We start from the raw sequence: 23393 nt of genomic DNA on the forward strand, positions 1-23393 counted from the left end.
CCGCTCGGAATAATTTGGATCCCGGAATGTCGTCGACCACTCAAGAACCGCCGAAAGGCAATCGTCAGGAAACCTCGGAACCTGCGCCGAAGCGGCCTTCGCGCCGGCGCAACATCCTGATCCTCATCGCGATCGTCGCGGCGATCGCCGGCCTGGTCTGGCTGGTCCATTGGTGGACCGTCGGCCGCTTCATCGAATCGACCAACGATGCCTACCGCAGGCCGACAGCATGACGGCCGCGCCGAAGGTGTCGGGCTACGTGACCGACGTCTACGTGCGCGACAACCAGAGCGTCAAGGCCGGCGACCCGCTGGTGAAGCTCGACGTCCGCCAGTATCAGGTTTCCCTGCAGAATTCGCAGGCAAGCGTCGATGCGCGGCGCGCCGACATCGCGCGCACCCAGGCCGACATCGCCCAGCAGCGCGCCAATCTCGAACAGGCGCAGGCGCAGGCCCAGGTGTCGAGCATCAACCTGAAGCACGCCAGCGAGGAATACGCGCGCTACGCGCCGCTGGCGGCCACCGGCGCCGAAACGCACGAGCGCATCGCCGATCTGAAGAACACGCGCGACCAAGCGCAGGCCACGCTGGCGGCGAACAATGCCTCGATCGCGGCGGCCCGCGCCCAGATCAACTCCAGCACCGCCCAGCTGCAGCAGGCCCAGGCCCAGCTCGAGGCGGCCCAGGCCAGCGCCGCGCAATCGCAGCTCGACCTCGACAACACGGTGGTGCGCAGCACGCTGGACGGCCGCGTGGGCGATCGCACGGTGCGCGTCGGCCAGTACGTGCAGCCCGGCACGCGCCTCTTGACGGTGGTGCCGGTGCAGGACATCTACCTGGTCGCCAACTTCAAGGAAACCCAGGTGGGCCGCATGCGGGTGGGCCAGCCGGTCACGCTGCACGTGGACGCGCTGCCCGATCGCGCGCTGCACGGCACGGTCGACAGCTTCTCGCCGGGCACCGGCTCGCAGTTCGCGCTGCTGCCGCCCGACAACGCCACCGGCAACTTCACCAAGATCGTGCAGCGCGTGCCGGTGCGCATCCACGTCGATACCGACGACGAGACCCGCCGCGTGCTGCTGCCGGGCCTGTCGGTGGACGTCGACGTCGATACCCGCGACGACGGGCAGCATCATGGCTGAGGCCGCCACGCCCGCCGCCGCGCCGCATCCCGAGCGCGCCAGCGCGACCGACTGGATCGCGGTGGCCGCCGGCTCGCTGGGCGCGCTGATGGCCACGCTCGACATCTCGATCACCAACTCGGCGCTGCCGCAGATCCAGGGCGAGATCGGCGCGACCGGCACCGAGGGCACCTGGATCTCCACCGGCTACCTGATGTCGGAGATCGTGATGATCCCGCTGGCCGCGTGGCTCACGCGCGTGTTCGGGCTGCGCAACTTCCTGCTGGTCTCGGCGGCGCTGTTCATCGCCTTCTCGATGATGTGCGGCTGGTCGAGCACGCTGGCGCTGATGATCGCCGGCCGGATCGGCCAGGGCTTCACCGGTGGCGCGATGATCCCCACCGCGCAGACCATCATCCGCACCCGGCTGCCGGTCTCGCAGTTGCCGGTGGGCATGACCCTGTTCGGCCTGATCGTGCTGCTCGGGCCGCTGTTCGGCCCAGTGCTGGGCGGCTGGCTGGCCGAGAACGTGAGCTGGAGCTGGTGCTTCTTCATCAACCTGCCGGTCTGCCTGATCCTGATCGCGCTGCTGGTGCTCGGCCTGCCTTCCGACAAGCCGCAGTGGCCGCAGTTCTTCAGCGCCGACTGGGTCGGCATCGCGGGCCTGTCGATCGGGCTCTCGTCGCTGACGGTGGTGCTCGAGGAAGGCCAGCGCGAGCGCTGGTTCGAATCGTCGATGATCACCACGCTGAGCTGGATCACCTTCGCCGGCTTCGTGCTGATCGCGATCTCGCAGTTCACCGCCAAGCGGCCGATGCTGCGGCTCTCGCTGATGCGCAACCCGCGCTACGCCAGCGTGATCGTGATCGTCGCGGCGGTGGGCGCGGGCCTGTACGGCGTGTCCTACCTGCTGCCGCAGTTCCTCGCCATCGTCTCGGGCTACAACGCCGAGCAGGCCGGCGAGATCATGCTGCTCTCGGGCCTGCCCGCCTTCCTGATGATGCCGATCCTGCCGAAGCTGCTCGGCAAGGTGGACTACCGGATCCTGGTGATCTCGGGGCTGATGCTGTTCTTCCTGAGCTGCATGCTCGACATCTCGCTGACCGCGCAAAGCGTCGGCCACGACTTCGTCTGGTCGCAGCTGATCCGCGGCGTGGCGCAGATGCTGGCGATGATGCCGCTCAACCAGGCCTCGATGGCGGCCGTCTCGCGCGAGGAATCGGGCGACGCGGCGGGCCTCTACAACATGGCCCGCAACCTGGGCGGCTCGATCGGCCTGGCCATCATCGGCACCATCATCGACCGGCGCACCACCTATCACACCGCCACCATCCGGGAGTCGGTCACCGCCAACTCGCTGATCGGCCAGGACCGCATCTCGCAGTACGCGGCCAACTGGTTCTCGCACACCGGCGACCTGGCCTACTCGCAGATGCGCGCGCTCGGCCAGCTCGCCCAGCAGATCAACGTGCAGGCGACCGTGATGACCTATTCCGAAACCTTCTACCTGCTCGGACTGGCGCTGATCGCCTGCGTGCCGCTGGCCCTGTTGCTGCGCACGCCGCCGCGCAACGCGCCGCCGCCGTCCTCGTCCGGCCACTGACACGATGAAGTCCTCGATGAAGTCCTCCATGAAGTCCCCGAGCCTGGCGCCCCGTCACGCGCTGACGCTGGCCGCCGCCGCGCTGGCGCTCGCCGGCTGCACGGTCGGCCCGAACTACAAGGGCGCGCCGGCCGCGCCGAGCGCGGCCACCTTCGTGCGCGCCCCGCAGACCGGCGTGGCCGTCGCCACGCCCGCGCCCGCCGCCTGGTGGCAAAGCCTGAACGACCCTCAGCTCGACGAACTGATCGCTGCGGCGCTGGCCCACAACCCCGACCTGCACGCGGCCCAGGCGCGGCTGCGCGAAGCCCGCGCGCAACTGAGCCAGCAGCGCGCCAACGCCTTGCCCAAGACCTCGGCGGACCTGGCCGCGATCCGCACCCGCGCGCCCGACATGAACGCGCTGTCGGCGCTCACCGGCGCGAACAACGCGAACGGCGGCAACAGCCAGGCCGGCACCGGCCCGATCCAGCTCTACACGGCCAGCTTCGACGCCACCTGGGAGATCGACCTGTTCGGCGGCACGCGCCGCGCGATCGAGGCGGCCTCGGCACAGGCCGAGGCGGTCGACGCGGACCTGGCCGACACGCAGGTCTCGATCGCGGCCGAGGTCGCCAATGCCTACGTGGACCTGCGCGACCAGCAGCAGCGCCTGGCACTCTCGCGGCGCACCGCCGAGCTCCAGCAGCAGCAGCTCGACCTGACCCGGCAGCGGCGCGGACGCGGCGTGGCCGCCGATGCGGACATCGAGCGGCTGACCACCCAGGTGGAAAACACGCGCGCCTCGCTGATCCCGCTCGATGCCCAGGTGACCGAATCGCTGGACCGCCTCGCGACTCTCACCGGGCGCGCGCCGGGCGCGCTCGATGCGCAGCTCTCGGGCGCCAACCCGGCGCTGCCGAGCCTGCCCGCATCGGTGCCGATCGGAGACCCGGCCGCCCTGCTCAAGCAGCGCCCCGACGTGCGCGCGGCCGAGCGGCGCCTGGCCTCGAGCAATGCGCAGATCGGCGAGCACATCGCCGACTACTTCCCCAAGGTCACCCTGCTCGGCGATCTGGGCTTCAGCGCGGGCGACCCGGGCCACCTGTTCCGCAAGCAGAACTGGACCTGGGTGGGCGCGCCCTACCTGCAATGGAACCTGTTCGACTTCGGCCGCACGCGCGGCGCCGTGCGCGCTGCCGAAGCCTCGCGCGACGAGGCCGAGGCCAACTACACCAAGGCCGTGCTCGGCGCGCTGCAGGACGCCAATACCGCCTTGTCGCGCTACGGTCACCAGCGCGATCACGTGGTCGCGCTCGACAAGGTGCAGACCTCGGCGGTGCATTCGGCGACGCTGATGGACCAGCGCTACCGCGCCGGCGTGTCCTCGCTGATCGATCTGCTCGACACGCAGCGCGACGCGCTGTCGGCGCAGCAGAACGTGATCGCGGGGCAGGCCGAGCTGATCAAGGACTATGTGTCCCTGCAGAAGAGCCTCGGCCTCGGCTGGCAGAGCGGGCGGGCCGACGCGGCGGCGACTTCGGCCCCGGGCGCGGCCACCGCTCCGACGGCTTCCGTCGAGACGAAGCCGGCAGGCTGACGCCTCGCGAACCGCAAACGCAACGGGCCGGCGCTTCACACGCCGGCCCGTTTTTTCATGTCCGTGGTTTTCGCTCGCCGCATCGCGCGGCGGGCGCCCTGGTGTCCTAGCGCTCGATGCGCGCGCGCGTGGTGCCGAGCAGCGCCGCCATCGCCGCGCGCGCGGCGTTCGCGTCACGCGCGCGGATCGCCTCGAACACGCGCGTGTGCTCGGCCAGCGAGGCATTGAAGATCTCGGCGCGCTTCGCGTTGAGCCGCAGTTGCGCCTCCAGCGTGCGCTCGATCAGCGCGCCCAGCGGCATCAGCAACTCGTTGCCGCCGGCGGCCAGCACCTCCAGGTGGAAGCGCAGGTCCGCCCTCACCCACTCGTCGACATGGCGCGCCGCGCGCATCGCCTCGTGCGCGGCCTCGATCGCGGCGAACGCGGCCGGCGTCTGCGCGCGCGCGGCCAGCCCTGCCGCGTACGGCTCGACCATCTCGCGCATCTCCTGCAGCTTCATCGCGAAGGCCAGCGGCGGCGCCACCTGCGAATACCAGTCGAGCAGCTCGGCGTCGAGCAGGTTCCAGGCATCGCGCGGCCGCACCCGCGTGCCGACCTTGGGCCGCGACTCGATCAGCCCCTTCGAGGTCAGCGTGCGCAGCGCCTCGCGCAGCACGGTGCGGCTCACGCCGAAGGAGAGCATCAGCTCGGCCTCGCGCGGCAGGATCGTGTCCGGCGTGTAGTCGCCGCGCAGGATCGCCGTGGCGAGCCGGTACGCGGTTTGTCCATGCAGATCGCGTTGAATCACGTTTCTCCCTGTGGGCCGGCGCCGCCCGCGGGCGGCCGACCACTATGTGCACAATAGTGCTATTAATACTACTTTTTCGCGGAATCGTGTAGGATCGTCGCCATCGACTTTCCGGCGGGGCCTCGATGTGTCCCCCGTTCGCCCAACCCAAGGAGACAGACCCATGAAGATCACCCGCCTCGAAACCTTCGTCGTGCCGCCGCGCTGGCTGTTCCTGAAGATCGAGACCGACGAGGGCATCGTCGGCTGGGGCGAGCCGATCGTCGAGGGCCGCGCGCATACCGTGGGAGCCGCCGTGCAGGAGCTGGCCGACTACCTGGTGGGCAAGGACCCGCTGCTGATCGAGGATCACTGGCAGGTGATGTACCGCGCCGGATTCTATCGCGGCGGCCCGATCACGATGAGCGCGATCGCCGGCGTCGACCAGGCGCTGTGGGACATCAAGGGCAAGTTCCATGGCGCGCCGGTCCATGCGCTGCTGGGCGGCCAGGTGCGCGATCGCATCAAGGTCTACTCGTGGATCGGCGGCGACCGCCCCAGCGACGTGGCCAACAACGCGCGCGCGGTGGTCGAGCGCGGCTTCAAGGCGGTCAAGATGAACGGCTCGGAAGAGCTGCAGATCGTCGATACCTACGACAAGGTCGAGAAGGTGATCGCCAACGTGGCGGCGGTGCGCGAAGCGGTGGGCCCGCACGTGGGGATCGGCGTGGACTTCCACGGCCGCGTCCACAAGCCGATGGCCAAGGTGCTGGCCAAGGAGCTCGATCCCTATCGCCTGATGTTCATCGAGGAGCCGGTGCTCTCGGAGAACGCCGAGGCGCTGCGCGACATCGTCAACCAGACCGACACGCCGATCGCGCTGGGCGAACGGCTCTACTCGCGCTGGGACTTCAAGCACGTGATCGCGGGCGGCTACGTCGACATCATCCAGCCCGACGCCTCGCACGCGGGCGGCATCACCGAGTGCCGCAAGATCGCCTCGCTGGCCGAGGCCTACGACGTGGCGCTGGCGCTGCACTGCCCGCTCGGGCCGATCGCGCTGGCCGCCTGCCTGCAGCTCGACGCGGTCAGCTACAACGCCTTCATCCAGGAACAGAGCCTGGGCATCCACTACAACCAGGGCAACGATCTGCTCGACTACATCCGCAACCCGGAAGTATTCCGCTACGAGGATGGTTTCGTCGGCATCCCGCAAGGGCCGGGCCTGGGCATCGAGGTCAACGAGGAGAAGGTGCGCGAGATGGCCAAGCTCGGTCATCGCTGGCGCAACCCGGTGTGGCGCCACGCCGACGGCAGCGTCGCCGAGTGGTGATCGCGCGCGGCGCGCGCGAGCCGCGCCGTGGAAGATGATGCGGTGCAAGGCGGGGGCGTCCTGATCGGGGCGCCCCCGCTTCGCGTTCGGGGCTCGGCTCAGGGCCCGGCAGCGAGGCCGCGCGCTCCGGCCAGGCAGCGGCGCGCGGCGCCGGCCCCTGTCATTGCGCGAGCGAGGCGAAGCCGGGCACGCTGGCTGCGAGCACGGCCGCCGCGACGAACACGCCGATCATCGCGACCGCCTCCAGGTACAGCACGTTGACGAAGGTCCGTGCGTCCTCGGTGGCCGCGGTGCGCCGCAGCCGCGGCAGGGCCGAGAAGCGGTTCAGCCCGCCCAGCAGCAGCGCCAGCGCGACCAGCACCAGCTTGAGCAGCAGCACGCGGCCCCAGGTGCTGGCGTCGAGCACGGCGATGTCGCCCCCGGTGCCGCGGATCGCGTTGTAGATGCCGGTGGCGATCACCACCAGCACCGCCGCCATCGACACGCGCGAGACGCGCTGCGCGACGCGGATCAGCACGCCGCGCGCGATCGAGGCGCCCAGCGCCGGCAGCACCGCCATGCCGCCCGCCAGCACGATGCCGCCCCACACGGCGGTCGACAGCAGGTGCAAGAGCTGCACGCCGAGCGCGGGCGACCAGGGGCCCGCGTCGGCCGCGTGGCCGATCGAGGCATTGCCGGCCTCCACCACCAGGATCGCGAGCCAGAACAGCAGCTTGCCGGCCACGCCGCCGGGCCGCAGCAAGGCCAGCACCAGCAAGGCCAGCGCGCCGCCGAACAGCAGGCTCCAGGCATGGCCGACATGGGTGTCGCCCAGCACCGCCGGCAACGCGCCGAACGCCTCGCCCAGGCCCGTGCCGCCCATGGTGGCCGCCTCGTAGACGATCCAGCCGAGCTCGGCCAGCACGAACACCAGGGCCGCCGTCGCCAGCGAGCGCTGCGCGCGCCGCCATGCGCCATGCGCGGGAGACACGGTGGCGCGCGCGCCCTCGGCGGCGAGCCAGGCACCGAACAGCAGCGAGCCCAGCGCGACGGCGAAGGCGATCTGCGCGAGCGCGGCCATCGCGACCTGGCCGCTCCAGAGGCTGTCGAATTTCATCATCGCGCACCGCCTTGCGCCAACGCGCGGCGGCACGACGGCAAGGCCGCGCAAGAGGGAATCGGGGAAAACGCGTAACGGCAATCGTCTGAGGCTGGAGAGGTCGGCAACATCGTGGCGGGGATCAGTATTTCGGAGTGGCAACGAATCGGCGGCGCGGCCCGGGGCAGGCCGACCACGCGCGAGTGGCGAGTGTACGGCCTTCGATCGAGAACGCCCACACGGGTTCACCAAAAAGCGTAGGATTTCCGCATCCGCCTGTTGTTGCCGCATCGAATCGCGAGGCGCGAGCGGGTCCTGCCCAAATAGCCGTGGCCAGGCATCGATGCTAAACTTCGCAGCGCAGCCGACAGGAGAGGGCTGCCGAAACACGTGTAGTCAAAGCCCGAGCCGACACAGAGCCGGCCAGGTCCCCGACGAATAAAAAATTGGAGCCTCGCGTGTCTTCAATACGTGTATTCCGTCCCCTGCTCGCCGCGCTGTGCATCAGCGCCGCCTGCCTGCCGGTCGGCTCGCAAGCCCAGTCAGCTCCCGCCTCCGGCGCCGCCGCGGCGGCCCCGTTGAAGGCACCCGACACGATGGCCGAACGCGTGCGCGGCTGCACCGCCTGCCACGGCACCCACGGCCAGGGCACCGACAACGACTACTTCCCGCGCCTGGCCGGCAAGCCCGCCGAATATCTCTACAACCAGCTGATCAACTTCCGCGACGGGCGACGCAAGTACCCGCCGATGAACTACCTGCTCACCTACCTGAGCGACGATTACCTGCACGCGATCGCGGTGCACTTCTCCAACGAGCGTCCGCCCTATCCGCCGCCGGCCAAGCCGAGCGTGTCGGACGAGGTGATGGCGCGCGGTCAGGCACTGGCCACGCGCGGCGATGCGGCGCGCAAGATCCCGGCCTGCATCGCCTGCCACGGCGCGCAGCTCACGGGCATGCAACCTGCGATCCCGGGCCTGGTGGGCCTGCACAGCGACTACCTCAGCGCGCAGATCGGCGCCTGGCGCTCGGGCAACCGGCGCGCCAAGGCACCCGACTGCATGCACGAGATCGCCTCGCGGCTCACCGACGAGGACGTCACCGCCGTGACCGCCTGGCTCGCCGCGCAGGCGGCGCCGGCCAATCCGGTCCCGGCGGCGGCCGGCTCGCTGAAGCTGCCGCTCGCCTGCGGCAGCGAACCGCAATGACCTCCAGGAGACAGACGCCATGAAACGCCAGTCCCTGTATGCCTTCGGCGCCCTCGCGATCGCCGCCGCCGCGACGCTCGCGCCCGCCGTCTGGCCCGGCGCCGCCAAGTGGGCGGGCAGCCTGATCGACACCGCGCGCGCCGCCGCGCCGGCCGCCGACACGAACCAGGCCGCGCTGATCAAGAAGGGCGAGTATCTGTCGCGGGTGGGCGACTGCGTGGCCTGCCACACGGTGCGCGGCGGCCAGCCCTTCGCCGGCGGCCTGCCGATGCCCACCCCGTTCGGCACCATGTACACGCCGAACATCACGCCCGACAACCAGTACGGCATCGGCAAGTGGAGCGCCGACGACTTCTATCGCGCGATGCACACGGGCCGCTCGAAGGACGGCAGCCTGCTCTACCCGGGCTTCCCCTTCACCAGCTACACCAAGGTCACGCGCGCCGATTCGGACGCGATCTACGCGTACCTGCGCTCGGTGCCGGCGGTCAACACGGCGAGCCGCCCGCACGAGCTGAAATTCCCGTTCAACAACCGCAACCTGCTGATCGGCTGGCGCACGCTGTTCTTCAAGGAGGGGGAATTCAAGCCGGACCCGACCAAGTCGGTGGAATGGAACCGCGGCGCCTACCTGGTCGAGGGCCTGGGCCACTGCAGCATGTGCCATACCTCGATCAACCTGATGGGCGCGCCGCGCAGCTCCTCGGCCTTCGCCGGCGGGCTGATCCCGCTGCAGAACTGGTACGCGCCCTCGCTGACCAACGACACCGAGTTCGGCCTCGGCGACTGGCACGTGCAGGAGCTGACCGACCTGCTGCAGGCCGGCGTGTCGATGCGCGGCGCGGTGTTCGGGCCGATGGCCGACGTGGTGCACAACAGTCTGCAGTACATGTCGGACGACGACGCGCGCTCGATGTCGGTCTACCTGAAGTCGATTCCACAGAAGGGCAACGCGCCGACCAACCTGCAATACGAGCCCTCACAGAAGTTCGGCGACCAGTTGCTGGAACAGGGCCGCAAGCTCTACGCGGACAACTGCGCGACCTGTCACGGTGCCTCCGGCCAGGGCAAGCCGCCCTCGTATCCGCCGCTCGCCGGAAACCATTCGATTATGATGGAGTCTGCAGTGAACCCGATCCGGATGGTGCTCAACGGCGGTTACCCGCCCAGCACGTTCCGGAATCCGCGTCCATACGGGATGCCGCCGTTCGCGCAAGCCCTGTCGAATCAAGAGGTTGCAGCCGTCGTGTCGTATATCCGATCGGCCTGGGGCAACAACGGTTCGCCGATCTCGCCGCAGCAGGTGAGCGATCTGCGTTCCGCACCGCTCGACTGACGAACGGTTCACATCACACGGGGCGTGGCTGCGGGCAACCGCGGCCACGCCCTATTTGTTTTTTGTATGAAGATGACGCCGCCCAACCGGTCGCGTATCGGCCAGTCGGGCGGCGTCATTTTTCGAACACCAAGAGAGTTTATGTCTTTTGCTTCCCTCGGCCTCGCCGAACCCCTCGTGCGGGCCGTCAACGAACTCGGCTATACCGAACCGACCCCGATCCAGACCCAGGCGATCCCCGCCGTGCTCGGCGGCGGCGACCTGCTCGCCGGCGCCCAGACCGGCACCGGCAAGACCGCCGGCTTCACGCTGCCGATCCTGCAGCGCCTCAATGCGAATGCCGCCGCGCAGGCCGGCGGCAAGCGCGCCGTGCGCGCGCTGATCCTCACGCCGACGCGCGAACTGGCCGCCCAGGTCGAGGAGAGCGTGCGCGCCTACGGCAAGTACCTGAAGCTGCGCTCGACCGTGATGTTCGGCGGCGTGAGCATCAATCCGCAGATCGACGCGCTCAAGCGCGGCGTGGACATCGTGGTGGCAACGCCGGGCCGCCTGCTCGACCACATGCAGCAGAAGACCATCGATGTCTCGCAGCTCGACATCCTGGTGCTCGACGAAGCCGATCGCATGCTCGACATGGGCTTCATCCACGACATCAAGCGGGTGCTCGCGCGCCTGCCCGCCAAGCGCCAGAACCTGCTGTTCTCGGCCACCTTCTCCGACGAGATCAAGGCGCTGGCCGACAGCCTGCTCGACTCGCCGGCCCTGATCGAGGTGGCGCGCCGCAACACCACGGCCGAGACCATCGCGCAGAAGATCTACCCGGTCGACCGTGACCGCAAGCGCGAGCTGCTCACCCACCTGATCCGCGAGCACAACTGGTTCCAGGTGCTGGTGTTCACGCGCACCAAGCACGGCGCCAACCGCCTGGCCGAGCAGCTCGGCAAGGACGGCATCAGCGCGCTGGCGATCCACGGCAACAAGAGCCAGTCGGCCCGCACGCGCGCGCTGACCGAGTTCAAGGCCGGCACGCTGCAGGTGCTGGTGGCCACCGATATCGCCGCACGCGGCATCGATATCGACCAGTTGCCGCACGTGGTCAACTACGAGCTGCCGAACGTGCCGGAAGACTACGTGCACCGCATCGGCCGAACCGGCCGCGCGGGCGCCAACGGCGAGGCGGTCTCGCTGGTCTGCGTCGACGAGAAGCAACTGCTGCGCGACATCGAGAAGCTGATCAAGCGCGAGATCCCGCAGGAAGTGATCGCCGGCTTCGAGCCCGATCCGAACGCCAAGCCGGAACCGATCCAGCGCCGTGGCCAGCAACAGCAGCGCGGGGGCGGCGGTGGCGGCGGCGCTCGCCAGCCGCAAGGCCAGGGGCGGGGGCAAGGCGCGGCGCGCCGTGACGGCGCCCAGCCGGGCGGCGCGAAGCCGGCCGCCAAGCCGGCGGCGAAAGCGGCGCCCAAGCCTGCCGCGAAGCCGGTCAAGGCCGGCGGTGGTGGCGGCGGCGCCGCGACCGCGGCCAAGCCGCGTCCGGCAGGCGGCGGCCGACCGGGCGGTGGCCAGGGCGGCAACGGCGGCGGCAATGCCAATGCGGGGCACGCGAACCGCAACCGCTCCTCGCGCAGCGGCCAGCGCGGCCACTGAACGAAAAACGGGCGGTCCCCGCATGCGTCATGCAGGGACCGCCCGTTCTCGACCGGATTCGCTTCACCGGCGCGGCGGCGCGCGTCGCCGCGCCCGCACCCGCCATCGCGCGTTCGCGCGGTGCGTCTCAGCCCACTCTCCCCAAACCGTTCAGCCCGGCAAGGCGGCCGCGATCAGGCGGATCTGCTCGATCTGGCGCGTCCAGCGCGCGAGCACGGCCTCGCGCTGGTCGTCCAGCTCGAACTCGATGCCCGAGGTCAGCCGCGCATAACCGACGCGCTGCGCGTCGCCGCCGGCCAGGCGCGCGCGGAAGCAGGCCAGCCCGGCCACCGCGGTGCCGTCGTCGGCCGGGCGATCGCCCGTCACGCCGGCCGGCTCGACACGCAGCCGCGCCTGGTGGAAGGCGCCGTCGGCCACGAAGCTGAGCACCGCGGCGCGCTCCCTGGCCAGCAACTGCGCGCCGCGCGAACGCGGCCACAACGCGAGGAACAGCGTCTCGCCATCGGGCGCATAGAGCTCGCCGACGCTGAGCAGGGTGGTACGCGCGTCGACGGGGTCCGCCTCGCGATCGATCACGATCAGCGAGGCCGTGAAGCGCAGCTTGTCGCCGAGCGCCTCGCCGTCGAACAACGCGCGGCAGGCCGGCGACCAGCTATCGAAATGCCAGCGCTCGAGCGCGGCGCGATCGGTCGCGGTCATCATGGACTCCCCGGGAATGGAAAAGGCGCGCGCAGGACGCGCGCCGGACATGCGGATCAACGGAAGAACACGTGCTGGGTCAGCTTGGTCAGCGGATACTGCACGCCGGGCTGGATCCGCGAAGGCAGGTCGAGCGGCTTGAGCAGCATCTTGATGCACATGTCGGCCGACAGGTTGCGGCGCACCAGCGCGTTGACGCGGGCCGCGCGCTCGCGGTTGTAGGCCGAGTCACGCACCTTGTCGGGATAGCGGATCGCGAACACGTGGCGCAGCGCGATCTCCGAATCCTCGTTGCGGATCTCGAGCACGCGGCGCATCAGCGCGCCGAGCACGGCCCAGCGGCCATTGCCCTCGACCTCGTTGTACTTCTTGAAATACTTGAAGAAGTGCTTGTAGTGGCGCACTTCGTCGGTGCGGATGTTGTTGGTGATTTCCTTGAGCACCGGCTCGTCCGAGCACTCGTTGATCGCGCGATAGAGCGTGGCGGTGCCGGTCTCGACCACGCAGCGCGCCACCATCTCGAGCGCACGCGTCTTCTCGAAGGCTTCCAGCGAGCAGGTCTTCGAGTATTCGTCGAAGAAGTTGTGGAAGGCGAGGTCCCAGTCGAACTCGGGCCACACGTGGCCGATATAGGCCTTCAGCGCGCGGCCGTGCTGCAGTTCCTCGTGCTCCCACTGCTCGTTGAGCCAGCCCGCCACCTCGGGATCGTCGCCGAAGAATTGGCTCAGGTTGCTGGTGTAGAGATCGGAGCCGCTCTCGATGAACGAGGCCGCGCACAACAGCAGCAGCAGGTCTTCGTTGGCGGCGGCCTTCGCGCGGTCGATCCGCGAGAGGTCGATGTCTTCGATGCGCCAGGGCATCACATGCTTGGTTTCAGCCAGCATCGTCGTGCTCCCAAGCGCTTCGTTCCGGCGGCGCGGCTTGCCCCAGGCTCAGCGGCAGGTGCCTGGCGGCCTCGCGGCCCGCTCGGACGAAGCGGATATGAATGAAATTCGATCTGGATCCGCTTATGTTAGCCGGAAGTTCCCGAGCGTGCTTCAGTCACTGACCGCCCCGCACACGCGCAGTTCCTCGCAGTCTATTGCGCAATGTTAGACCGGTAATTCGAAAGTCGGCTGCAATTCAATTCGAATCTGCGAAGGCGCAAGACATCGGCATGGCTTCGCGCGGCGCAATGATCCGGCGGCCGCGCGAAGATGCGCCCGCGCTGCCCGCCCGGCACCACGATGCGCGCATCGTCGATACCCGCGCCGGCGCCGTGCGCAGGGCACGGGAAGCCCGCCGCCAGGAGCGGCGTCCTCGTGCGACGGCACCCTCGCCCGGGATGGACGGGAGGCCCCGCGCGGAGCCGGCGCACCGATCGATGTCGCGAAAACGAAATGTTCGTTCGCGCACATTGCTTACAATGGGAGCCCGTTTCCCCCGCTTTCGAACGAACCATGACGACACGAGACCCCCGCCTCTCGCTCAACGCGCGCCAGCAGGAGCTGCTCGACTGGGTGCAACGGGACGGCTTCGTGACGGTGGAGGACCTGGCCGCCCACTTCGACGTGACGCCGCAGACGATCCGCCGCGACGTCAACTGGCTGGCCGACCTGAACCTGCTGCGCCGCTACCACGGCGGCGCGAGCCTGCCGACCAGCTCGGAGAACGTGTCCTACAGCGCCCGCCAGCGCATGTTCCACGACGAGAAACGGCGCATCGCGGCGCTCGCCGCCACGCACATCCCCGACCAGGCCTCGCTGTTCATCAACCTCGGCACCACCACCGAGGAAGTCGCGCGAGCCCTGAATCGCCATCGCGGCCTGCGCGTGATCACCAACAACCTCAACGTGGCCAGCATGATGAGCGGCTACCCCGAGTGCGAGGTGCTGATCACGGGCGGCATCGTGCGGCCCTGGGACAAGGGCATCGTCGGCGAGCTGGCGATCGACTTCATCCGCCAGTTCAAGGTCGACTACGCGATCATCGGCACCTCGGCGATCGAGACCGACGGCACCCTGCGCGACTTCGACACGCGCGAGGTGCGGGTGGCCGAGGCGATCATCCAGCACGCGCGCACCGTCTACCTGGTCACCGACCACTCCAAGTTCGGCCGCCCGGCCCTGGTGCGGCAGGGGCACCTGTCGCAGGTCCACGCGCTGTTCACCGACAAGGCGCCGCCCGAGGAAATGGGCGAGACCATCGCCGCCGCCGGCACCCAGGTCTACCTGGCCGACTGAACGACATTGCGCGTCCGGCCGCGACTGCCTCGCAGCCCCGCCCCTTGCTGCGTCGCAGCGCGAACTTCAAGTGAAATCAAGAAGTTGCCGCGTCGCCTCGGCCGCTTGAATTGTGACCAATTGTCAATGGGAAAATTTTCGGGGTCGTATTTGGCGTTCCTTGCCCCGTTGACTACACTCCGAATCCCCGGCGCCCGTGTGCCGCGTGCGCCATGGTAAGCATGTCCCCCCACGCCTTCCTTGCTGGGTAACGCGTCCCGGACGTCGTCCGGCCGTGAGGCGTCTGGTTTGTCTGGAGAGAACGATGCTGAGTCCGCATGAATTCGCCACCCTGCTGCTCGTCAAGGACGCGCCGGATCAGGCCGAGATGGAACGCGACGAACTGGATGCGCTGCTCGAGCAGCAACTGGTACGCCTGGAAGCCCTCGGTTCGGGCCGTCGCTACTGCGTCACCGAAAGCGGTGACGCGGCGCTCCGATCGATCAAAGTACGTTATTCCTGAAGCGAACGACGAGCCCCGCCGGCTCGCGACCGCCGTCCCTGGATGGCGGTCGTTTTCGTTTACGGGCAAGAATCGAGGAACGCGGGCAATGGGCACGATACGGCGGTCCGGCGGCGCGGCTCCCGGCCTGACTAAAGCCCGTACCTGATGCCGTCCCTGAACCCCTCCGCTCGCCCCAGCCCCGCCTCAACCGCCCCGCAAGGTCGGATCGACCTTCGAGCGCCAGCTGATCGCCTGCGCCCGCGCCGTGTTCAGGTAATCGATCCAGCCAGCCCGCGCCGCCGCGTCGGGCTGCGCGCCGAGCTCGGCATGGCGCGCGGCGATCTGTTTCGAAAACGCGCAGAACTGCGCATCGTCGAGCTTGCCGTGCCGCTTCGCGACCCAGGCGTCGTAGAGCGCGGCATAGACCGAGGCGCCGTCGGCGCCGTAATCCTGCACCTCGCCGCAGGCGCGCTGCAGCGTGTCGAACGTCGGCTCGCCGCTCCAGCCGCCGGGCAGCGGCACGGTCGAACAGCCCGCCAGCAGCGCCAGCGCGCCCGCCACCATGACCTGACGCATGTTTCCTCCTCGTTGAAGACAATGCGCCAGTATCGTCCCGCTCGGCGACGCGCGCTACCGACCCTCTTAAACGAACTTTACTTTTTCGGTTTTGTTCATTAAATTTCGAATTCGAAAAATTTGAGTTCGACTAGAGACAGAGGGCAGCAGTGAGCGAACAGACTCGGTACGACGTGCTCGTGATCGGCGGCGGCATCAACGGCGCGGGCATCGCGCGCGACGCGGCCGGGCGCGGCCTGTCCGTGCTCCTTTGCGAGCAGGACGACCTGGCCTCGCACACCTCCTCGTCCAGCACCAAGCTGATCCACGGCGGGCTGCGCTATCTCGAGTACAAGGAATTCGGGCTGGTCCGCAAGGCCCTGCAGGAGCGCGAGACGCTGCTGCGCGCCGCGCCCCACATCATCTGGCCGCTGCGCTTCGTCATGCCGCACATGCCGAACCTGCGCCCGGCCTGGCTGATCCGCATCGGCCTGTTCCTCTACGACCACCTCGCCAGGCGCGAACTGCTGCCCGGCTCGCGCGGCATCACCATGGCCCGCCATGCGGCCGGCGCGCCGCTGGTCGATTCGATCCGGCGCGGCTTCGTCTACTCGGACGGCTGGGTCGACGACGCGCGCCTGGTGGTGCTCAACGCGCTGGACGCGCACGAACGCGGCGCCGAGATCCTGACGCGCACGCGCCTCGTGGCCGCGCGTCGCGAGAACGGCGAATGGATCGCCACCCTGCAGCGCGCCGACGGCTCGAGCCGCGAGGTGCGCGCCCGCGCGATCGCCAACGCGGCCGGCCCCTGGGTCGGCTCGGTGCTGCACGGCGCGCTGGGCCGCGACGCGCGCCACAGCGTGCGGCTGGTGAAGGGCAGCCATATCGTCACGCGCCGCCTGTTCGATCACGACCACGCCTACATCTTCCAGAATCCCGACAAGCGGATCATCTTCGCGATCCCCTACGAGCAGGATTTCACGCTGATCGGCACCACCGACGTCGAGTATCACGACGATCCCTCGAAGGTGGCGATCGACCGCGACGAGACGCAATATCTCTGCGACTCGATCAACCGCTACTTCAAGCAGAAGATCTCGCCGGCCGACGTGCGCTGGACCTATTCCGGCGTGCGCCCGCTGCTCGAGGACGAGAACGCCGACAACCCCTCGGCCGTCACGCGCGACTACAAGCTCGAGATGGACGACGGCCAGGGCGCGCCGCTGCTGTCGGTGTTCGGCGGCAAGATCACCACCTTCCGCAAGCTGGCCGAGGACGCGGCCGGCATGCTGGTCGAGGCGCTCGGCTCGGGCCGCGCGGCCTGGACCGCCGGCCAGCCGCTGCCGGGCGGCGATATCGCCAACGCGCGCTTCGCGCCGTTCGCCGAAGCCTTCGCGAAACGCCATGCCTGGTTGCCGGCCGCGCTGGCGCGCCGTTACGCGCGCGCCTACGGCACCCGCGCCGAACGCATCGTGGCCGGCGCCAGCTCGCTGGCCGGGCTCGGCGCCGAAATCGCACCGGGCATCCACGAAGCCGAACTGTGCCACCTGCGCGACAGCGAGTGGGCGACCCGCGCCGACGACGTGCTGTGGCGCCGCTCGAAGCTGGGCCTGCATGTCGCGCCCGGCACGCTGGAGACGGTCACCGCCGCGATCGACGCCTGGTTCGCGCAAGGCGGCGAGGCAGCCCCGGCGGCCGAGCCCGCCGCGCGACGCGTCGTGCACTGACGGCCCGAACGGTAACCAGACAAAGAAGTTGCACCGAAGGTAGAAACGCGCGGCAGGCCGCAAGCCGCGCGGGATAGAGAGCAGCACGCGCCGCCGCGAAGGCCGCGCGAATCACAATTACGTACCGAATGGAGATGAGACAGATGCAGGGTCAATACATCCTCGCACTCGACCAGGGCACGACGAGCTCGCGCGCGATGCTGTTCGATCGCCAGGGCAACATCGTATCGATCGCCCAGAAGGAGTTCGAGCAGATCTATCCTCGCCCGGGCTGGGTGGAGCACGATCCCCAGGAAATCTGGTCGACCCAGGCCGGCGTCGCCGCCGAGGCGGTCACGCGCGTGGGCCTGAACGGCACCGCGATCGCGGCGATCGGCATCACCAACCAGCGCGAGACCACCATCGTCTGGGATCGCGAGACCGGCCAGCCGATCTACAACGCGATCGTGTGGCAGGACCGCCGCACCGCCGACTTCTGCGACTCGCTCAAGGCCGACGGCCTGGAAGCGATGGTGCGCGCCAAGACCGGCCTGCCGATCGACTCCTACTTCTCCGGTACCAAGATCCGCTGGATCCTCGACAACGTCGAGGGCGCGCGCGAGAAGGCGCGCCAGGGCCGGCTCGCGTTCGGCACGGTCGATAGCTGGCTGGTCTGGAACTTCACCAAGCACGAGCTGCACGTCACCGACGTGACCAACGCCTCGCGCAGCATGCTGTTCAACATCCATACGCGCCAGTGGGACGACGAGCTGCTGGCCGCGCTCGACATCCCGCGCAGCATGCTGCCCGAGGTGCGCGCCTCCTCCGAGATCTACGGCCACACCAAGACCACCGTGTTCGCCTCCAAGCTGCCGCTGGCCGGCATCGCGGGCGACCAGCAGGCGGCCCTGTTCGGCCAGATGTGCACCAGCTCGGGGATGGTGAAGAACACCTACGGCACCGGCTGCTTCCTGATGATGAACACCGGCGACAAGCCGATCGAGTCGAAGAACAACCTGGTGACCACCATCGCCTGGCAGGTCGGCGACCAGGTGAACTACGCGCTGGAAGGCAGCATCTTCATCGCCGGCGCGGTGGTGCAATGGCTGCGCGACGGCCTGGGCATCATCAAGTCGGCCAGCGAGATCGAGAAGCTGGCGGCCAGCGTGCCGCATACCGACGGCGTCTACCTGGTGCCGGCCTTCGCCGGCCTGGGCGCGCCGCACTGGAACGCCCGCGCGCGCGGCTCGCTGTTCGGCGTCACGCGCGGCACCAGCGACGCCCACCTGGCGCGCGCGGCGCTCGACTCGATCGCCTACCAGTCGCTCGACGTGCTGGCGGCGATGGAAGCCGATTCGGGCATCAGCATCGGCGAGCTGCGGGTGGACGGCGGCGCCAGCGCCAACAACCTGCTGATGCAGTTCCAGGCGGACCTGCTCGGCGTGGACGCGGTGCGCCCGCAGATCACCGAGACCACGGCGCTCGGCGCGGCCTACCTGGCGGGCCTGGCGATCGGCTACTGGCAGAACCTCGACGAGGTGCGCAGCCAATGGCAGCTCGACACGCGTTTCTCGCCGTCGATGCCGGCCGAGCAGGTCAGCACGGCGCTGGCCGGCTGGCAGCGCGCGGTACGCGCCGCCAAGGCCTGGGCCGACGACACGCGCTAAACGACGCGCCGCGGCGCCGTGTGACGAGGCAGCCGCCTCGCGCGCGGCGGCCGGCAACAACAAGACCCTATTCATAACGAGCAGGCGGACCGTGCATCGCGCGAGTCCGCCGCACTGGTAGAGAGACACCCAAAATGTCACCTTATATTGCGGAGTTCATCGGCACGGCCATCCTCGTGCTGCTCGGCAACGGCGCGGTCGCCAACGTGCTCCTCGCGAAAACCAAGGGCCGCGGCGCGGACCTGATCGTGATCGTGATGGGCTGGGCGATGGCCGTGTTCGTGGCCGTCTACGTCACCGCGAAGTTCAGCGGCGCGCACCTCAACCCGATCGTCACCATCAGCCTCGCGCTGGCGGGCAAGTTCGCCTGGGCCAAGGTGGGCGGCTACATCGCCGCGCAGATGCTGGGCGGCATGGCCGGCGCACTGCTGGTCTGGCTCGCCTATCGACAGCATTTCGCCAAGGAGGTCGACCCCGATCTCAAGCTCGCCGTGTTCTGCACCGCGCCCGCGATCCGCAGCGTCACGCACAACGTGTTGACCGAGGCGATCTGCACCTTCGTGCTGATCCTCGGCGTGCTCTACCTGGCCGCGCCGCAGGTCGGGCTCGGCGCGCTCGACGCGCTGCCGGTGGGGCTGCTGGTGCTCGGCATCGGCATCTCGCTGGGCGGGCCGACCGGTTACGCGATGAGCCCGGCGCGCGATCTGTCGCCGCGCATCATGCACGCGCTGCTGCCGATCCCGGGCAAGCGCGACAGCGACTGGCGCTATGCCTGGATCCCCGTGCTGGGGCCGCTGGCGGGGGGCGCCGCGGCGGCCTGGCTGTACCTGTTCCTGCACCAGGCGCATTGAGGCCAGGGCATGACGGAGCGCGCGGCTCGCGTGCTCCGTCATCGCCTCGGGCATCGATCGCGAGCCGGTTTCCACGCCTCGCGATGCGAGCCGCTGACTCGTCCGGCGCAACAATCCCATAACAAAAAGTCGACGGCGTGATGAATCGCGCCTGACGTCCTGCCGGCGATTCGAAAGCACGTATGATGGCGAGTCGTCACCCTAGCGTAGGCTTCGTGCCGATTTCCATGCTCGACCACCTGATCTGCGACTGCGACGGCGTGCTCGTCGACAGCGAAGTGATTGCCGACCGCGTGCTGCTGCAGGTGCTCGGCGCCGCGTTCCCGTCGATCGACTTCGCCGCCGACGCGGCGGCCGCCTTCGGCCAGCTCACCTCCCTGTTCCTCGCCTCACTCGAGGCCCGGCACGGCATCACCCTGCCCGAGAATTTCGTCGCCACCGTCGATCACGCCGTCGAGGCCGAGCTGGCACGCGCGCTCGCGCCGATCACCGGCGTGCGCGAGGCGCTGCTGCAGGTGCCGCTGCCGGCGGCGGTGGTCTCGAACGCGCGCGGCGAACGCGTGCGCAATTCGCTCAAGCGCGCCGCGCTGAGCGAAGTGTTCGGCGAGCGCGTGTATTGCGCCGAGCAGGTCGCGCGGCCCAAGCCCTATCCCGATGTCTACCTGCACGCGGCGCGCGCGCTCGGCGTCGAGCCCTCGCGCTGCCTGGTGGTGGAGGACAGCGTCTCTGGGTTGACCGCCGCGCGCGCGGCCGGCATGAAGACGATCGCCTTCGTCGGCGCGAGCCATATCCCCGACGGTTACGAAGGCGTGCTGCGCAAGATGGGCGTCACGCGCATCCTGCGCTCGATGCGGGAGCTGCCGGCGCTGGTCGCGGCCGGCATGCGCGGCGAATTCGGCGACGTGCAGTCCTAGGCGCGATACCTATCGGCCGGAATGCAAAACGGCGCGATACGACAGGAATCAGCTGTCGTATCGCGCCGTTTTCGTTGGCAGGCCCAGGTAGCCGGCGAGCGCCGATGGTTGCGCGTGCAACCGCTCGTCGCGGCTCGACGGCCGAAGCCGCTCACTGCGTCGGCAGGTCCCAGCGCGGCGGCACCTCGGCGTTGACGGTCACGCGGAACGCGCGCGCTTCCGAATCGCCGGGATTGCGCAGCGTGTAGGGCTGGTCGGCATCGAACACGATCGCGTCGCCGGTCGCCAGCAATTGGCGACGGTCGTGCACCGACAGCTCGAGCGTGCCTTCGCTGACCACCAGGTTGATGGTGGTGCCCGGCGCGCGGCGCACGCCGGTTTCGGTATGCAGCGGCGCGACGCGCAACTCGTGGAACTCGGCCGTGGCGGGCTCGCCTTCCGGATACAGCGCGCGCGACGAGAAGCGGCCGTTGGAGGCCACCACGCGCACCGCGCGCTCAGCCGGCAGGTGCTCGAAGCCGAGCACCGCGTGGCGCCGCAGGAAGGCGGCCACCGAGACCTTCAGCGCCGCCGCGACCTTGCAGAGCACCTTGATCGAAGGCACGCTGCGCGCCGATTCGATCTGCGCGAGCATCGCGCGCGATACGCCGGACAGGCGCGCCAGCGCGTCCAGCGAGAGCTGGCGCTCGGCGCGCAGCCGGGCCAGGTTGACGCCGACCAGACGCTCCAGCGCGTCGAAGGATTCGTGCGGCGCCGCGGCCAACGCCGCGACGGCGGCGGCGGCGGAATCCGCGGCTTCGCGGTCGCGCACCAGCGCGAGGGATGTGTGCATGGGTAGCCTCCAGCGCGCCGGATGCGCGCAGCGAACTCGATTGCAGGCAAGACTAGCATCGGGGTCCGGGGCGGCAAACGAAGTTATCTTCACACTGTTATCAGCATCGCAGAGGAATCTTCAGCGATCTTCATGACAGCGCCGCGCCGCGAACCGCCGTGTCGTCAAAGGGTCGAATCCGAAGCTTTCCCATGTCGCGACGGCGCAACCGCCAGGCGCGAGCCGGCTCGCCGCCGCCGGCGATCCGGAATTCGAAAAGCTATAATGGAAAGCTTTCCCCGACGGTCCCCATCCCGCCCCGCTGCCGCATGCCGGCCAAGCGCCGGCGATGCAAGGCGCGACGCGCCCCGGGCCGACCGTCCCGATTCACCCGCAATGACGCCCCCAGGTCAACCACTGCGAACGGCGAACCCAGATGACGAAAAAAATCTACATCAAGACCTTCGGCTGCCAGATGAACGAGTACGACTCGGACAAGATGGTGGACGTGCTCAATGCCTCCGAAGGCCTCGTGAAGACGGACCGGCCCGAGGACGCGGACGTGATCCTGTTCAATACCTGCTCGGTGCGCGAGAAGGCGCAGGAGAAGGTGTTCTCCGATCTCGGCCGGGTGCGCGAACTGAAGGAAGCGAATCCGAACCTGATCGTCGGCGTGGGCGGTTGCGTGGCGAGCCAGGAAGGCGCGGCGATCGTCGCGCGCGCGCCCTACGTGGACGTGGTGTTCGGCCCGCAGACGCTGCACCGCCTGCCGCAGATGATCGACGCGCGCCGCGCCAGCGGCCGCTCGCAGGTCGACATCAGCTTCCCCGAGATCGAGAAGTTCGACCACCTGCCGCCGGCGCGCGTCGAGGGCCCGAGCGCCTTCGTGTCGATCATGGAAGGCTGCAGCAAGTACTGCAGCTACTGCGTGGTGCCCTACACGCGCGGCGACGAGGTCTCGCGCCCGCTCGACGACGTGCTCACCGAGATCGCGGGCCTCGCCGACCAGGGCGTGCGCGAGGTGACCCTGCTGGGCCAGAACGTCAACGCCTATCGCGGCGCGCTGACCCAGGGCTCGGAGGAAATCGCCGACTTCGCCACCCTGATCGAATACGTGGCCGAGCTGCCCGGCATCGAGCGGATCCGCTACACCACCTCGCATCCGAAGGAATTCACCCAGCGCCTGCTCGACGTCTACGCGCGCGTACCCAAGCTGGTGAACCACCTGCACCTGCCGGTCCAGCACGGCTCGGACCGCATCCTAATGGCCATGAAGCGCGGCTACACGGTGCTCGAGTACAAGTCGCTGATCCGCAAGCTGCGCGCGATCCGCCCCGATCTGTCGCTGTCGACCGACATCATCATCGGCTTCCCCGGCGAGACCGAGGCCGATTTCGACAAGACCATGCAACTGGTGCACGAGATGAGCTACGACACCAGCTTCTCGTTCATCTACAGCCCGCGCCCCGGCACGCCGGCGGCCAGCCTGCACGACGACACGCCGCGCGAGGTCAAGCTCAAACGCCTGCAACATCTGCAGGCCACCATCGAGGAGAATGTCGCGCGCATCAGCGCGTCGATGGTCGGCCGGATCGAGCGGATCCTGGTGGAAGGCCCGTCGCGCAAGGATCCGAACGAGCTGGCAGGACGCACCGAGAACAACCGCGTGGTCAACTTCCCGGCACCGCTCGCCTCGCATGCGCGCCTGATCGGCCAGATGATCGACGTGCGGATCAACCATGCCTACCCGCATTCGCTGCGCGGCGAGCTGGTGCTCGCGCACGACGAAGCCAGCACCGCCACCCACTGACACCGAGCGC

19 protein-coding genes and 1 pseudogene are annotated in these 23393 nt (G+C 68.9%); 14 read left to right on the forward strand and 6 right to left on the reverse strand.

Annotation, left to right across the window (positions count from 1 at the left end):
- The first annotated feature begins 26 nt into the window (after positions 1–26).
- From BM43_RS21150 to BM43_RS21160, 3 genes and pseudogenes are all read left to right on the forward strand, one after another.
- A pseudogene (locus tag BM43_RS21150) lies at positions 27–1141 on the forward strand (HlyD family secretion protein).
- Positions 1134–2723, forward strand: a complete 1590-nt coding sequence (locus BM43_RS21155; RefSeq protein WP_013699306.1) for a DHA2 family efflux MFS transporter permease subunit — start codon at positions 1134–1136, stop codon at positions 2721–2723. Before BM43_RS21150 ends, BM43_RS21155 begins: the two are co-directional and overlap by 8 nt.
- A gap of 28 nt (positions 2724–2751) precedes the next feature.
- Positions 2752–4299 (forward strand): efflux transporter outer membrane subunit, encoded by a 1548-nt coding sequence (locus BM43_RS21160; RefSeq protein ID WP_036049265.1) that lies wholly within the window; start codon positions 2752–2754, stop codon positions 4297–4299.
- A 106-nt stretch (positions 4300–4405) separates the two neighbouring features.
- On the opposite strand, the gene BM43_RS21165 is transcribed toward BM43_RS21160, so the two are convergent.
- On the reverse strand, positions 4406–5086 hold the full coding sequence (locus tag BM43_RS21165) for a FadR/GntR family transcriptional regulator (protein WP_013699308.1): 681 nt from the start codon (positions 5084–5086) through the stop codon (positions 4406–4408).
- Positions 5087–5249: 163 nt separating this feature from the next.
- Here BM43_RS21165 and dgoD point away from each other — a divergent pair, with 163 nt between their 5' ends.
- A complete protein-coding gene (dgoD, locus tag BM43_RS21170; RefSeq protein WP_036049262.1) occupies positions 5250–6398 on the forward strand; it encodes a galactonate dehydratase in 1149 nt (382 codons plus the stop codon).
- 160 nt (positions 6399–6558) lie between these two features.
- Here the strand turns inward: dgoD and BM43_RS21175 are convergent, their stop codons facing one another.
- Positions 6559–7494, reverse strand: coding sequence for a CopD family protein (locus BM43_RS21175; protein ID WP_036053002.1), 936 nt, complete (start codon positions 7492–7494; stop codon positions 6559–6561).
- 428 nt (positions 7495–7922) lie between these two features.
- Between BM43_RS21175 and BM43_RS21180 the strand changes: the two genes are divergently transcribed.
- The 3 genes from BM43_RS21180 to BM43_RS21190 all read left to right on the forward strand — a co-directional run bounded on the left by BM43_RS21180 (position 7923) and on the right by BM43_RS21190 (position 11664).
- Positions 7923–8684 carry a c-type cytochrome gene (locus tag BM43_RS21180; RefSeq protein ID WP_063617726.1) on the forward strand — a complete coding sequence of 254 codons (762 nt, stop codon included), beginning with the start codon at positions 7923–7925 and terminating at the stop codon, positions 8682–8684.
- A 19-nt stretch (positions 8685–8703) separates the two neighbouring features.
- Positions 8704–10020 carry a cytochrome c gene (locus tag BM43_RS21185; protein ID WP_036049261.1) on the forward strand — a complete coding sequence of 439 codons (1317 nt, stop codon included), beginning with the start codon at positions 8704–8706 and terminating at the stop codon, positions 10018–10020.
- A gap of 141 nt (positions 10021–10161) precedes the next feature.
- Positions 10162–11664, forward strand: coding sequence for a DEAD/DEAH box helicase (locus BM43_RS21190; protein WP_036049260.1), 1503 nt, complete (start codon positions 10162–10164; stop codon positions 11662–11664).
- 150 nt (positions 11665–11814) lie between these two features.
- Here the strand turns inward: BM43_RS21190 and BM43_RS21195 are convergent, their stop codons facing one another.
- Together BM43_RS21195 and BM43_RS21200 are read right to left on the reverse strand one after the other, a co-directional pair.
- Positions 11815–12363, reverse strand: coding sequence for a hypothetical protein (locus BM43_RS21195; RefSeq protein WP_036049258.1), 549 nt, complete (start codon positions 12361–12363; stop codon positions 11815–11817).
- A 56-nt stretch (positions 12364–12419) separates the two neighbouring features.
- Positions 12420–13247: a ferritin-like domain-containing protein gene (locus BM43_RS21200; protein WP_036033260.1), complete on the reverse strand. Its 828-nt coding sequence runs from the start codon at positions 13245–13247 to the stop codon at positions 12420–12422.
- A gap of 555 nt (positions 13248–13802) precedes the next feature.
- On the opposite strand from BM43_RS21200, the gene BM43_RS21205 reads away from it, so the two are divergent.
- Together BM43_RS21205 and BM43_RS21210 are read left to right on the forward strand one after the other, a co-directional pair.
- Complete coding sequence (locus BM43_RS21205) at positions 13803–14585, forward strand: DeoR/GlpR family DNA-binding transcription regulator (protein WP_013699316.1); 783 nt, start codon at positions 13803–13805, stop codon at positions 14583–14585.
- A 304-nt stretch (positions 14586–14889) separates the two neighbouring features.
- Positions 14890–15087, forward strand: coding sequence for a phage tail assembly chaperone (locus BM43_RS21210; protein ID WP_013699317.1), 198 nt, complete (start codon positions 14890–14892; stop codon positions 15085–15087).
- 186 nt (positions 15088–15273) lie between these two features.
- Here the strand turns inward: BM43_RS21210 and BM43_RS21215 are convergent, their stop codons facing one another.
- On the reverse strand, positions 15274–15645 hold the full coding sequence (locus BM43_RS21215; protein ID WP_036049255.1) for a hypothetical protein: 372 nt from the start codon (positions 15643–15645) through the stop codon (positions 15274–15276).
- Positions 15646–15794: 149 nt separating this feature from the next.
- Here BM43_RS21215 and glpD point away from each other — a divergent pair, with 149 nt between their 5' ends.
- The 4 genes from glpD to BM43_RS21235 all read left to right on the forward strand — a co-directional run bounded on the left by glpD (position 15795) and on the right by BM43_RS21235 (position 20762).
- On the forward strand, positions 15795–17351 hold the full coding sequence (gene glpD, locus BM43_RS21220) for a glycerol-3-phosphate dehydrogenase (RefSeq protein WP_036049254.1): 1557 nt from the start codon (positions 15795–15797) through the stop codon (positions 17349–17351).
- Positions 17352–17494: 143 nt separating this feature from the next.
- Positions 17495–18997, forward strand: a complete 1503-nt coding sequence (glpK, locus tag BM43_RS21225) for a glycerol kinase GlpK (RefSeq protein ID WP_013699320.1) — start codon at positions 17495–17497, stop codon at positions 18995–18997.
- Between the two features lie 134 nt (positions 18998–19131).
- Positions 19132–19848 carry an MIP/aquaporin family protein gene (locus BM43_RS21230; RefSeq protein WP_013699321.1) on the forward strand — a complete coding sequence of 239 codons (717 nt, stop codon included), beginning with the start codon at positions 19132–19134 and terminating at the stop codon, positions 19846–19848.
- Between the two features lie 227 nt (positions 19849–20075).
- Positions 20076–20762, forward strand: coding sequence for an HAD family hydrolase (locus BM43_RS21235; protein ID WP_036049252.1), 687 nt, complete (start codon positions 20076–20078; stop codon positions 20760–20762).
- Positions 20763–20913: 151 nt separating this feature from the next.
- Here the strand turns inward: BM43_RS21235 and BM43_RS21240 are convergent, their stop codons facing one another.
- A complete protein-coding gene (locus BM43_RS21240; protein ID WP_036033254.1) occupies positions 20914–21594 on the reverse strand; it encodes a helix-turn-helix domain-containing protein in 681 nt (226 codons plus the stop codon).
- A gap of 415 nt (positions 21595–22009) precedes the next feature.
- Between BM43_RS21240 and miaB the strand changes: the two genes are divergently transcribed.
- Positions 22010–23383, forward strand: a complete 1374-nt coding sequence (miaB, locus tag BM43_RS21245; protein ID WP_036049250.1) for a tRNA (N6-isopentenyl adenosine(37)-C2)-methylthiotransferase MiaB — start codon at positions 22010–22012, stop codon at positions 23381–23383.
- Positions 23384–23393 lie beyond the last annotated feature (10 nt).

Source organism: Burkholderia gladioli, from assembly GCF_000959725.1.
Classification (GTDB): Bacteria; Pseudomonadota; Gammaproteobacteria; order Burkholderiales; family Burkholderiaceae; genus Burkholderia; species Burkholderia gladioli.